Annotated in this window: 8 protein-coding genes; 5 read left to right on the forward strand and 3 right to left on the reverse strand. The window is 69.0% G+C overall.

The annotated features are described in order from the left end of the window. Positions 1-78 precede the first annotated feature (78 nt). Both AB0C03_RS14110 and AB0C03_RS14115 read right to left on the reverse strand, forming a co-directional pair. Positions 79-1,269, reverse strand: coding sequence for a serine hydrolase domain-containing protein (locus tag AB0C03_RS14110; protein ID WP_357636940.1), 1,191 nt, complete (start codon positions 1,267-1,269; stop codon positions 79-81). Between the two features lie 159 nt (positions 1,270-1,428). Then, the gene (locus AB0C03_RS14115) at positions 1,429-1,899 is read right to left on the reverse strand and encodes a hypothetical protein (RefSeq protein WP_247675164.1); all 471 of its coding nucleotides are present in this window, start codon (positions 1,897-1,899) and stop codon (positions 1,429-1,431) included. A 387-nt stretch (positions 1,900-2,286) separates the two neighbouring features. On the opposite strand from AB0C03_RS14115, the gene AB0C03_RS14120 reads away from it, so the two are divergent. Next, on the forward strand, positions 2,287-3,090 hold the full coding sequence (locus AB0C03_RS14120; protein ID WP_030334188.1) for an HAD family hydrolase: 804 nt from the start codon (positions 2,287-2,289) through the stop codon (positions 3,088-3,090). Between the two features lie 67 nt (positions 3,091-3,157). Here the strand turns inward: AB0C03_RS14120 and AB0C03_RS14125 are convergent, their stop codons facing one another. After that, complete coding sequence (locus AB0C03_RS14125) at positions 3,158-3,904, reverse strand: Fic family protein (RefSeq protein WP_210858057.1); 747 nt, start codon at positions 3,902-3,904, stop codon at positions 3,158-3,160. A gap of 365 nt (positions 3,905-4,269) precedes the next feature. Between AB0C03_RS14125 and acs the strand changes: the two genes are divergently transcribed. The 4 genes from acs (at position 4,270) to AB0C03_RS14145 (ending at position 13,178) form a co-directional block, all read left to right on the forward strand. Continuing rightward, positions 4,270-6,234 carry an acetate--CoA ligase gene (gene acs / locus AB0C03_RS14130; protein ID WP_030334184.1) on the forward strand — a complete coding sequence of 655 codons (1,965 nt, stop codon included), beginning with the start codon at positions 4,270-4,272 and terminating at the stop codon, positions 6,232-6,234. Positions 6,235-6,467: 233 nt separating this feature from the next. Next, positions 6,468-9,263 (forward strand): immune inhibitor A domain-containing protein, encoded by a 2,796-nt coding sequence (locus tag AB0C03_RS14135; RefSeq protein WP_357636946.1) that lies wholly within the window; start codon positions 6,468-6,470, stop codon positions 9,261-9,263. Positions 9,264-9,598: 335 nt separating this feature from the next. Beyond that, positions 9,599-12,034, forward strand: a complete 2,436-nt coding sequence (locus AB0C03_RS14140) for an immune inhibitor A domain-containing protein (protein ID WP_357637402.1) — start codon at positions 9,599-9,601, stop codon at positions 12,032-12,034. Positions 12,035-12,245: 211 nt separating this feature from the next. After that, positions 12,246-13,178: an alpha/beta fold hydrolase gene (locus tag AB0C03_RS14145; RefSeq protein WP_030334178.1), complete on the forward strand. Its 933-nt coding sequence runs from the start codon at positions 12,246-12,248 to the stop codon at positions 13,176-13,178. Positions 13,179-13,180 lie beyond the last annotated feature (2 nt).

Here is a 13,180-nt window from a genome sequence, read left to right on the forward strand (position 1 = left end):
CCTGGCTTGTGTCGCTGAGGGCCTCGGGATTACCGCGCGGCCAGGGGCGGGTGCCCGACCGGGAAACGAACGCTGCGGTCAGTCGTCGATCGCCTGGTAGACGGTGGTCCAGAAGTCGTGCCACATCGGCAGCCGCTGGTCGCCCGCGTGCGCCCGCTGCATGAACACCATCGCCGTCAGGTCCTCGGCGGGATCGTTGTACCAGGCGGTGCCATAGAAGCCGGGCCAGCCGTAGCTGCCGACCGAGGGCCCGAGGTGCGTACGGCGGGTGCGGACCGACAATCCGAGACCCCAGCTGATGGCGTCGAAGTACCCCGGCCAGAACCCGGAGTTGGCCTTCTGCTCCGAGGTCAGGTGGTCGCTCGTCATCAGCGTCACCGCCGGCCGGGACAGCACCCGCTCACCGCGATGGGTGCCGCCCGCGAGCAGAGCCGACGCGAAGGCGAGGTAGTCCTGGGCGGTGGACACGAGCCCGCCGCCCCCGGACTCGAACAACCGCGGTCGGCTGAACCGTCCGTCGGGAGCGTCTTCGACAACCGGTGCGCCGTCGGCGGCGTTGTCGCGCTCGTACGCGGTCGCGAACCGGCCGATGCTCTCGCTACCCACGTGGAAGGCGGTGTCGGTCATGCCCAGTGGCTTGCAGACCCGCTCCCGGATGGCATCCCCGAAGGACATGCCGGTGGCCCGGGCGATGAGCACACCGGCCACGTTGGCGGCGGTGTCGTACATCCAACGCTCACCCGGCTGGTGGACGAGGGGAAGAGCGCCGAGCTGGCGGACCCACTCGTCCATCGACGGATAAACGAGAGCGTCCAGCGCGTCGGCGATGGGTACCGTTCCCGGCTCGGCGGGGACCATCCCCGTGCCGAGGGTGCCGTCCAGGACGTCCCGCAGCGTTATCGGCCGTGCCGCCGGGACGGTGTCGTCCAGTGGGCCGTGCGGATCGGCGAGCACTGTCATGTCCGCCAGCTCCGGCAGGAGATCGTCGACCGGGTCGTCGAGGCGGAGGGTGCAGTCCTCGACGAGGGTCATCGCGCACACGGCGACGATGGGCTTCGTCATCGAGCCCAGGCGACAGATCGTGTCGGCCGCCATCGGCGTCTGCGACCCCGCCCCCTCGAAGGCGAGGCGACCCGTTGCCTCGATGTGCACCTCACCGTGCCGGGCGAGGACGACCACCGCGCCCGGGACGAAGCCGGACTCGACGTGATGCTCAAGCAACCCCCGAACCCGAGCCAGCCGTTTCGACGAGAAGCCACCAGCAGCCACCCGTTACCTCCTCAGCTCGTCCCGTTCGGCAAATTACCCGCCACGCGGCGATCGCACTGTCCGCCACGAGGTCGGGCGGGAGGGCTGAATCCGACCCCGCTCAGTTCAAGGACCTCATCGCCAAGGCCGCGAGGGCCGGACGGCTGAAACTGCCTGCGCCTAGAGCGGATCCAGGCGCAGCGCGCCGTTTGCGGAGTAGAAGTACCGGCGTACGTGCGTGGCCCAGTCTTCGATCGTGGGGTCCGCCCCCTGCGACAGCCACTGAGACAGATGCGCGTGCTCGTCGGTGTAGCCGTTGTCCAGGAGCCACTGGAGCGTTTCGCCGGTGCCCGCTCCGAAGATCGCCTGCGCATCGAAGCCGATGCCCAGGTCCATGTCGCCGGTGCGGAACTTCGCCCCGTACAGGCGGGGTGAGTCCGCCGGATCGCCGATCAGGAACAGCAGGAACGCTGCCAGGTAAATCTGCTCGTACTCGTCGTTCTCGCCCGGGTCCGGACCTTCGCGCCACGCTCGTTCGAGGTCGAAGATCTCACGGAGCATCGCGTGCTGGGGAACCGGATCGTCCACGTCAACCATCCGGAGCGCTTCCCGACGCGCGACCGGACTGGAGAGGTCCAACGGCGTGGCCATGGGGGCAGGCTAGTCGGCGTGCGGCTCATCAGCGTGAGCTGCGGTGGCGCGCTCCCAGGAGAAAGGGACGACCCCCGTCGGGGGGAGACGGGGGTCGTCGGAGGTTCGGCTCCGGGGGGGTCGAGCCGAACCACTCAGCGGTCACGGGGGGTGCAACCGCTGAGGGTCTGCCTGTTTCGAGGATGTGAAAGCTCGTCGTACGGACAAGTCTGCCTGAGCGGGCCCGTCACGTCGAGTGGTGCCGACTCCACTCAGTGCGAAAATCTCCTCGCAGAGTGTGAGCGTGATCACGCGGAGCGGAGATGGTGCTGCCAGCCCGCAGGTCTGAGGGGTGGCATGACCCCGGGCACCCGCCGACGATAGACCATCCGGCTAGACTTTCGCGCCGTGGGCCGAAGTGCCGCTTTCTTCGATCTGGACAAGACCGTCATCGCCAAGTCGAGCGCCCTGGCGTTCGGTCGGCCGTTCTACCGGGACGGGCTGATCACTCGGCGTGACGTGGTCAAGTCGGCGTACGCGCAGCTGATGTTCCGGCTGGGCGGCACCGACGAGCAGACCATGGCCCGAACACGGGACTACCTGGCTGCGCTCTGCAAGGGCTGGCAGGTGGAGCAGGTCCGCCAGATCGTCGCGGAGACGCTGCACGAGCTGATCAACCCTTATGTGTACGCCGAAGCCGCCGCTCTGATCGAGGAGCACCAGGCGGCTGGGCGGGACGTGGTGCTGGTGTCGGCCTCCGGCGAGGAGATGGTCCGGCCGATCGGCGAGCTGCTCGGGGTGACCGACGTGATCGCCACCCGGATGACGGTGCGCGACGGCCGGTACAGCGGCGAGGTCGAGTTCTACGCGGCGGGCCCGAGCAAGGTGGAGGCGGTCAGCGAGTTGGCCGCCGTCCGGGGTTACGACCTGGCTGATTCGTACGCCTATTCCGACTCGTACAGCGATCGTCCGCTCCTGGAGTGCGTGGGCCACCCGAGCGTGGTCAACCCGGACCGGCAGCTGCGCAAGCTGGCGTCGGAGAACGCGTGGCCGGTGCTGGAGTTCCGGCACCCGATCCCGCTGGGCCGGCGCTGGCGGGAACGGCCTGCGGTTCCGGTGGCCGCGGCGGCCCTGGGGGTCGGGGTGGGTGTGGCCATCGGCATCGCCTGGTACGGGCGGCACCGTCGCACCCGGGCCGCCACCACCGCCTGACCGTTCCTCGCCCACCTGCCCAGGCCTTCAGGTCGCGGGACGGGCCGTTCGGGGGCGCCGGGACTGATCAGGCGGCGGCGAGGATCTCGTCTCCGATGGTGGTGAGCTGGTCGGCGCCGACCTCGACGGCCGCCATGTAGTGGCGTAGCCAGGAGCGCAGCCCGTCGGGGGTGCCGGTGGCGAAGGCACCGGCCGCGCCGACGTACTCCGGTTCCCGCTCGCGGTGCCCGACGTCGACGGCGAGCAGGCCACGCGGGTCGAGGCCGGTGGCGAGCAGCACCAGCCGGGCGGCTCCGCGCGCCACGACGCCGGACGGCCCGGCGAACGGGCGCAGGTTCAGCAGCTCCCCGTGGACGACGGCGGCGAGCACCAACGGGGAGACCTTCGTGCCACCGGCGATGAGGCCGGCGAGCCCGTCCAGCCGGGTGGCGACGACGGGGTCGGCCACCGGGCGGCCCAGTTCGGCTTCCGGCACCAGGTCCCGGGCGGCGAGCACGTGCAGCTTCGCGAGTGCCTGGCGGGGCGCCTTCGGCCACAGCTCGCTCAGGCCCGGCAACGCCCCGGCGACGCGCAGCGCCCCTTGCAGCACCGGGTCGGTGACGGTGCCGGCCCGGACGGCTTCGCGCTCGTGTCCGGCCCCCTCCAGGGCGGCGCTGGCCACCGCGCAGCGCAGGCTGACCTCGGCGGCGACCTGTCCGCCGTGCCGGCGCAGCGCCCGGTGACCGAGCGCCTGGTCGAACCGTTCGCGGGCCTGCTCGACGGCGGCGGCGATGTCGGCGAGCGCGAGCAACGGGGCGAGCGGGTCGGTGGTCACCCCGCCACGCTAACGACCCGACCCGACCCGGCGGGCCGCACCCGCCCGCAACGCGACCCGGACCACCCGAGCCGCCCCGCCCCGACCCGATCCGGCACGCCGCGGGCACGGCACGCCGCAAGGTCAACACGGGTTTCTTGAAGTCGGGGCGTCCACCTCAGCAGAACACCGCAACTTCAAGGAACCCGTGTCGATCAAGGCGCCCCGCGCAGACGACCCGGGCGGGGACCGGCCAGCACGGGCCGTCGGGCGCGCGGCGGGGGCCACTCGGCGCGACGGAGTGGGCAGCCGTGGCCGGCCGAGGGCCCCGCGACTACCCTCGTGCCATCGAGACCCAGGTCACCCCGAGGATGAGGAGTCACGGCATGAGCGAGGCATTGGCCAATCTGCTGAACGAGACGCGCCAGTTCCCCCCGCCGGCCGAACTCGCCGCGCACGCCAACGTCACCGTCGACGCGTATGCCGAGGCCGAGGCCGACCGGCTGGCCTTCTGGGCGAAGCAGGCCGACCGGCTGGCCTGGTCGAAGAAGTGGGATGAGGTGCTCGACTGGTCGAATCCGCCGTTCGCGAAGTGGTTCGTGGGTGGGCAGCTCAACGTCGCGTACAACTGCCTGGACCGGCACGTCGAGGCGGGCCTGGGCGACAAGGTGGCGATCCACTGGGAGGGCGAGCCGGGCGACACCCGCACCATCACGTACGCGGACCTGCACGCGCTGACCTGCCGGGCGGCGAACGCGCTCACCGACCTGGGGGTGACCGCCGGCGACCGGGTGGCGATCTACCTGCCGATGATCCCGGAGGCCGCGGTGGCCATGCTGGCCTGCGCCCGGATCGGCGCCGCGCACAGCGTGGTCTTCGGTGGTTTCTCCGCCGACTCGTTGAGCAACCGGATCCAGGACGCCAGCGCCAAGGTGGTGATCACCGCCGATGGTGGTTACCGGCGGGGCAAGCCGTCGGCGTTGAAGCCCACCGTGGACGAGGCGGTGGCGAACTCCCCGTCGGTGGAGCACGTGCTCGTGGTTCGCCGCACCGGCGAGGACGTGGCGTGGTCGGAGAAGGACCACTGGTGGCACGAGACGGTGGAGACCGCCTCGGCCGAGCACACCGCGCAGCCGTTCGACGCCGAGCACCCGCTGTTCATCCTGTACACCAGCGGCACCACGGCCCGCCCGAAGGGCATCCTGCACACCACCGGCGGCTACCTCACCCAGGCGTCGTACACGACGCACGCGGTGTTCGACCTGAAGCCGGAGACCGACGTCTACTGGTGCACCGCCGACATCGGCTGGGTCACCGGGCACTCCTACATCGTGTACGGCCCGCTCTCCAACGGCGCCACCCAGGTGATGTACGAGGGCACCCCGGACACGCCGCACAAGGGCCGGTTCTGGGAGATCGTCGACAAGTACGGGGTGAGCATCCTGTACACCGCGCCCACCCTGATCCGGACGATGATGAAGTGGGGCGACGACATCCCGGCCGGCTTCGACCTGTCCTCGCTGCGCCTGCTGGGCAGCGTCGGCGAGCCGATCAACCCGGAGGCGTGGATGTGGTACCGCCAGCACGTCGGCCGGGGCGAGCTGCCGGTCGTGGACACCTGGTGGCAGACCGAGACGGGCTCCATCATGATCTCGCCGTTGCCGGGGGTCACCGCGGCCAAGCCGGGTTCGGCGATGACGCCGCTGCCGGGCATCGTGGCCGACGTGGTGGACGACCAGGGCCAGTCGGTGCCGAACGGTGGTGGCGGCTACCTGGTGCTGCGTGAGCCGTGGCCGTCGATGCTGCGCACCATCTGGGGTGACGACGACCGGTTCATCGACACGTACTGGTCGCGTTTCCAGGGGATGTACTTCGCCGGCGACGGCGCGAAGAAGGACGACGACGGGCACATCTGGCTGCTCGGCCGGGTGGACGACGTGATGTTGGTGTCCGGGCACAACATCTCGACGACCGAGGTGGAGTCGGCGTTGGTGTCGCACCCGTCGGTGGCCGAGGCCGCGGTCGTGGGCGCCACCGACCCGACCACCGGTCAGGCGATCGTCGCGTTCGCCATTCCGCGGGGCAGCACTGACATCAGTGGTGACGCGGGCGAGCAGCTCATCGCCGACCTGCGCAACCACGTGTCGAAGACGCTCGGCCCGATCGCCAAGCCGCGCCAGATCATGCTGGTGCCGGAGCTGCCGAAGACCCGCTCCGGCAAGATCATGCGTCGGTTGCTGCGGGACGTGGCGGAGAACCGGTCGCTCGGCGACGTGACCACGTTGCAGGACTCCTCGGTGATGGACCTGATCTCTTCGGGGATGGGCGGCGCGAAGTCCGACGAGGACTGACGGTAGGCGTACCCCAACGGTGGGTGGCGGCCCGGACGGGCCGTCACCCACCGTCGTCTTTTGTGGAGGCACGTCCGTCGCACATATGTGATACGGGAGTTAAACAGATAACGCATCGATCACGATCCCGCCGTACGGGTTGTTTGTCATTTAGTTTCACGCTCGTCGGGCGGCCCCGATGAGCCCACGCCACCGGATCCGGCCGACGTCCTCTGCCCGAGAAACGGAGTGGCATGAACAGAAACTCCCGTCCGGGGTCGCGCCGACGACTACTCGTCGCGCTACCCGTCATCGCCCTCGCGGCCACGTCACTGACCGTGAGTGGCAGCGCGGCCGCCAAGCCTTCGTCCGACACCCCGCGGGCGGTGATCGGGGCGGACGAGTACTACATCAACTACGCCGAGCCCGAGGTGCAGCCGGACACCGCCGGCCGTGAGGTGAAGGGCAAGGGTGGCGTCTACACCCCTGCCGTGGAGTCCGCGCGCGAGTTCGACCAGAAGCACGCCCGGGGCAACCCGGTGACGGCGCGGCAGCTGGCCAAGGACGAGGCCAAGTCGCTGAAGACGGGCCAGAACCCGCGCAAGTTCAAGAAGGCGCCGACCACCCAGACGGCGAAGTTGCTGACGCTGCTTGTCGAGTTCAACGACAAGGCCAACGACGACTTCACCGACGTGATGGTCCCCAAGACGGTGTTCGAGGACCGCACCTGCGTGCCCGGCACGGTCCAGAACGGCCCGAAGCACAACAGGATCCCGGACCCGGCGCGCCTGCCCCACGAGGACAACAACTCGATGTGGGTGCCGGACTTCTCGCCGCAGCACTACAACAAGATGCTGTACAGCAAGAAGGGCATCACCGAGCGGGTCCGCACCGACCTGAAGGGCCCGGACGGCAAGAAGGGCATCGACCTGTCCGGTCGCACCATGCACAACATGTACCTGGAGATGTCCAAGAACGCGTACACGGTGGACGGGCAGGCCAGCCCGTGGATCACCGTGCCGCACTCGGAGGGCTGGTACGCGGCCAACCGCTGCTTCCAGGACGAGACCGGCGCCTGGGTTCCCGGCCGTGAGCAGTCGATGAACGGCCACCCGGACAACCCGGCCGGCGCGGGCCGCCTGGCGACCGACGCGATCGACGCGCTCGTCGCGAAGGACCCGAACTTCCCCTGGGCCGACTACGACATCGAGGACCAGGCCGACCGCGACGGTGACGGCAACGTCTTCGAGCCGGACGGCGTGATCGACCACCTCGTGCTGGTGCACGCCGGTCAGGGCAAGTCCCGTGGTGGCGGCGCCGAGGGCGTGTACGCCGTGTGGGCGCACTCCTCCACGGTCGCCGGTGGCTACACCATCCCGGGCACCAACATCAAGGCGTCGAACTACATCGTGCAGCCGGAGGACGCCGGTGTCGGCGTCTTCGCTCACGAGTTCGGCCACGACCTGGGCCTGCCGGACCTCTACGACACGTCCGGCAACGCCGACTCCGACGTGGACTTCTGGGACCTGATGGCCTCGGGCTCGCACTCGGGTGAGATCTTCCAGGCGCTGCCGACGCACATGGGCATCTGGGACAAGTGGGTGCTCGGTTGGGCCGACCCGCTGACCATCCGCCCCGGGTCGAACCCGCGCGAGGTGAAGCTCGGCCAGACCTCACGCACCCCGATCGACTCCGAGGACGGCATCAAGGTCGACCTGCCGGACAAGGTGACGACGCTGGCGACCCCGCACAGCGGCACCAAGATGTGGCATAGCAACAACGACCAGGAGTGGGCCGACGTCAAGCTCAGCCGCTCGGTCGACGTGCCGGCGGCCGCCGACTCGAAGTTCTGGATGTGGAACAACTACATCATCGAGGAGGACTGGGACTACGGCTTCGTCGAGCTCTCCACCGACGGCGGCACGACCTGGACCGAGCAGAAGGTGTACGACGAGGGTGGCACTGTTGTCACCACGCCGGACGGTTACCCGGACCCGAACGGCCGGATGAACGACTTCGGCGGCAAGAAGTACGGCCTGACCGGCAGCACCGACGGCTGGCGGCACGACTACGTCGACCTGTCGGCGTACGCGGGCACGACAGTGCAGCTGCGGCTGCGCCTCGCCACCGACGAGGCCTTCGAGGAGCGCAACTGGTTCGTCGACGACTTCTCGGTCACCGGCGGCGGCGCCACCACCTGGAGTGACGACGTCGAGGGCGGCGACAACGGCTGGACCGCCACCGGCGGCACCTTCGTCGACACCACCGGCGCGGGCTGGAAGGTCTCCAGCGGCACCGAGGTCCACGCCCAGTACTACCTGGCGGAGTGGCGCAACTTCGACGGCTTCGACAAGGGCCTGCAGTACACCTACGACACCATCTACTCCCACGAGGCGTGGAAGGTCGACCGGATCAAGTACAACGCGCCGGGCATGCTGGTCTGGTACCGGGACACCGCGCTCGGCGACGTCAACCACGTCACCGGGCAGATGACCGCGCTGCCCAGCTACGGCGCGAAGGGCGGCCTGCTCATCGTCGACTCGCACTTCGACCCGTACCGGCGTACGGGTGAGGCGGCGGAGAAGGACCCGTCGGTGACGGACAACCTGCCCAGCCGTCCGCAGTCGTCGAACGCGGCCTTCTCGTTGCAGCGGACCTACCCGTTCACCGAGTGCCTGGAGGCGGCGGACGAGCCGTACAGCTCGTACTGCACGAAGTTCAAGGGCCAGGCGCCGGTCAAGGCGTTCACCGACGCCAAGGGCTGGTACCCGGGCATCGAGATGCGCGATGGCGCGGCGTACGCCCGGGACAACGACGCGTCGGTGGTCCTGCCGTCGCGTGACAACGCGCCGTACACCACCCGGGTCACCAACCCGGACGGCAGCCCGGCGCCGGAGTTCTACGGCGTGACCCTGGGCGGTGGCGCGATCGTGCTCGGCACCGGCAACCCCGGTGACCAGGGTGTGAACTACGGCGTCTCGCTCACCATCAAGAAGGCGGCCGCGGACAACTCGTCCGCCACGATCTACGTGACGCCGGCCAAGAAGTAACGGTTTCGTAGATCGACAACTGTAACGGTGGGGCCGGTGGCGGAGACGCTGCCGGCCCCACTGTCGTAAGTGCGATCAAACTGATCGAGGGATGTCGTTGTATACGTTCGCGTCTGGGTCTGCGCTGCTCAGCGCGGCTGATGAACCGGTGGGGTGTGACGGTGAAAAGCATTCCCAACAAAATCTTGCAACAAATCGACGCGTTCGTCTTCCCACCCGTCCCGCCAGTGTCTAAGTTCACCATTGGTCCCACTAGTGGGATCGATCTCCCACCGGCCCGTACCCCCGTTGGGCCGGTTCCCTCACACCGGAGGTACCACGTGCGCAAAGTCGCAGTGGGTCTGCTCGGGCTCTCACTGACGGCGACAGGCCTGGCTTTCGGCCCGTCCGCCTCGGCGGCGCCTCAGCCCAAACTGCCGGCCGCGGCACCGGCCGCTGCCGAACCACAGGCACTGAAGGATGAGCTCCCCGACAAGCTCGAGGACAAGCGCCGCGAGCTGCGTGAGCAGGGCCTCGCCGACGTGCTGAGCGGGCGCAGCAAGCCGATCGAGCGCAACGGCAGCACTGTCGTCAAGGTCGGCCAGGTCGGCAAGACGGGCACCAACGCCAAGGCGCGCTCCGCCGCCGGCGGCGGCCAGGAGACCAGGGATCAGTACGTCGAGCTCAAGCGTGAGCGGACCGACAAGATCTTCGTGATCCTGGCCGAGTTCGGCGACGAGCGCCACCCGTCCTACCCGGACAAGGACATGAACCCGGACATCGCCGGCCCGGCGACGTTCGACGGTCCGTTGCACAACAAGATCCCCGAGCCCAACCGGGCCGTGGACAACTCCACCATCTGGCAGCCGGACTTCAGCCCGGAGCACTTCCGCCAGCTCTACTTCGGCACCAACCCGGGCGACGAGTCGCTCAAGCAGTACTACGAGGCGCAGTCCTCCGGTCGCTACACCGTCGAGGGTGAGGTGACCGACTGGGTCAAGGTCCGGTACAACGAGGCCCGTTACGGTCGCTCCGACGACCCGAAGGCCGACGACGACCCGACCGGCGACCCCGCCGTCTGCGGCGACAACGTCTGCTCGAACACCTGGAACCTGATCCGCGACGCCGCCAACCAGTGGGTCGCCGACCAGAAGGCCAAGGGCCGGACGGACGAGCAGATCGCCGCCGAGATGAAGTCCTTCGACCAGTGGGACCGTTTCGACTACGACGGTGACGGCGACTTCAACGAGTCGGACGGCTACATCGACCACTTCCAGATCGTCCACTCCGGCGGCGACCAGGCCGACGGTGACCCGCAGCAGGGTGAGGACGCGATCTGGAGCCACCGTTGGTCGGCGTTCAACAGCTCGCCCGTGGGCCCGCCGAACTTCCCGATCGGCGGCACCCAGATCGGCAACACCGGCGTCTGGATCCGCGACTACACGATCCAGCCGGAGAACGGCGGCCGCAGCGTCTTCTACCACGAGTACGGCCACGACCTGGGCCTGCCGGACGACTACGGCCCGGCCGACAACAGCAACGAGCACTGGACCCTGATGGCCCAGAGCCGGCTCGGCGCGAAGAACGACGCCGGCATCGGCGACCGTGGCGGCGACCTCGGCGCGTGGAACAAGTTCCAGCTCGGCTGGCTCGACTACGAGGTGGTCGTGGCAGGGCAGAAGCAGACGCTGAAGCTCGGCCCACAGGAATACAACTCGAAGGAAGCACAGGCCGTCGTGGTCGTGCTGCCCAAGAGGGAATACACCTTCAACTACGGTCCGCCGTTCGAGGGCGCCAAGCAGTACTTCTCCGGTAACGAGGACAACCTCGACAGCAAGATGACGAGGACGTTCGACCTCACCGGCAAGTCCGCCGCGGCGCTGTCGCTCAAGGGCAAGTACAGCATCGAAGCGGGTTACGACTACCTCTACTTCGAGGCGTCGACAGACGGCGGTCAGTCCTGGACCGACCTGGACGGCACTGTCAACGGCAAGCCGATCGGCGTGGACGGTGCCGGTCGCCCGGCCCTCGCCGGCAGCAGCAACGGCGCCTGGGCGGACATCAACATCCCGCTGACCTCGGTCGCCGGCAAGTCGGCGCAGGTCCGCCTGCACTACGTCACCGACGGTGGCGTCTCCGAGGGCGGCTTCTTCGGTGACGCGATCACCGTGACCGCCGACGGCCAGACCGTGTTCAGCGACGGCGCCGAGACCGACGCCGGCTGGAACCTGGAGAAGTTCGAGGTGGTCGGGGCGACCTACACCCGACTGTTCGACAACTTCTACATCGCCGGCAACCGGTCGTACGTCTCGTACGACAAGTACCTGAAGACCGGCCCGTACTTCTTCGGCTACGCGAACACCCGCCCGGACTGGGTGGACCACTACGCGTACCAGGAGGGCCTGCTCATCTCGTACTGGAACACCCGGTTCTCCGACAACAACACCGCCCCGGCCTCCCCGACCAACCCGGGTGGTCACCCCGGTGAGGGTCGCAACCTGTACATCGACGCGCACCCGCGCCCGATCTACAACCTGACCGGGGCACCGTGGCGGGCCCGCGTCCAGATGTACGACGCACCGTTCAGCCTGAACAAGGCCGACTCGTTCACCCTGCACCTCAACAGCCAGCCGCAGTACATCCGTGGCCAGGCCGCTGAGCCGCTGTTCGACGACACCAAGAAGTACTTCTACGAGGAACTGCCGAACCACGGCGTCAAGCTCCCCGCGACCGGTGTCAAGATCAAGGTTCTGGAGCAGGACGGCACCTCGATGAAGATCCGGATCAGCTGACCACTGATCCCGCACCAACCAGCGACGCCCGGGCAGGTCAACTGCCCGGGCGTCGCCCGTTGTACGACACCCGCTGACGACGCGGACCGGCTTCTCCGAGGGACGGTCGAGGCGGCTCCCCTGGCCCCCGGTCCGGGACAACCCGGGGCTTTCCCCTGTTCAACGCGACCACCGGGGCCGCCTGCGGCAACCGGGTCCTAGGCTGTCTGCCATGACCGACCAGCGCGACGGAGCCGTCGACGAGTCCTGTGTCCTCACCGAGGGGCCGTGGACGCACCGTTTCGTCGGTGCCAACGGCAGCCGGTTCCACGTGGTCGAGGCCGGCACCGGGCCTATGGTGCTCTTCCTGCACGGCTTCCCCGAGCACTGGTGGGCCTGGCACCAGATGCTGCCGGCGATCGCCGACGCCGGCTTCCGGGCGGTCGCCGTCGACCTACGCGGCTACGGCGCCAGCGACAAACCACCACGGGGGTACGACGGCTACACCCTCGCCGCCGACATCGCCGGGCTGATCCGCGCGCTCGGTGAACGATCCGCGACCATCGTCGGCAGCGGACTCGGCGGCATGGTGGCCTGGACGGTGGCCTCGTTCCACCCGTCCCTGGTCCGCCGGCTCGTGGTGCTGGCGGCACCGCACCCGTTGCGGCTGCGCGCCGCCATCTTCGCCGACCCACGCGGGCAGTTCACCGCCTCCACGCCGGCGTTGAAGTTCCAGCTACCCCGTTACGAGCACGTGCTGACCCGCGACGGCGCCGCGGCGGTCGGCGAGATCATGCGCCGCTGGGGCGGCCCACAGTGGGTGGCCGGGCCGGACTTCGAGGCGTACGCCGAGCGGTGCCGGGAGGCGATGTGCATCCCGCAGGCCGCGTTCTGCGCGCTGGAGGGTTACCGCTGGGCGTTCCGCTCCCTGCTGCGGCTGCACGGCTACCGGTTCGTCCGCCTGATGCAGAAGCCGCTGTCCACCCCGACCCTGCAACTGCACGGCGCCCTGGACGCCGCCTCCCTGCCCCGGACCGCACTGGGCTCCGGCCGGTACGTCGTCGCCCCGTACGAGTGGCGACTGCTCGACGGGGTGGGGCACTTCCCGCACCTGGAGGCACCGGAGCTGGTGCTCGGTGAGATCCTGCGGTGGGCGAAGACCTGACG

Source organism: Micromonospora parva (assembly GCF_040649675.1).
In the GTDB taxonomy this organism is placed as follows: domain Bacteria; phylum Actinomycetota; class Actinomycetes; order Mycobacteriales; family Micromonosporaceae; genus Micromonospora; species Micromonospora parva.

Coding starts and splice junctions, on each gene's coding strand:
- acs (WP_030334184.1), top strand. CDS start 4,270: ATGAGCGAGGCATTGGCCAATCTGCTGAACGAGACGCGCCAGTTCCCC.
- AB0C03_RS14145 (WP_030334178.1), top strand. CDS start 12,246: ATGACCGACCAGCGCGACGGAGCCGTCGACGAGTCCTGTGTCCTCACC.
- AB0C03_RS14115 (WP_247675164.1), bottom strand. CDS start 1,899: ATGGCCACGCCGTTGGACCTCTCCAGTCCGGTCGCGCGTCGGGAAGCG.
- AB0C03_RS14135 (WP_357636946.1), top strand. CDS start 6,468: ATGAACAGAAACTCCCGTCCGGGGTCGCGCCGACGACTACTCGTCGCG.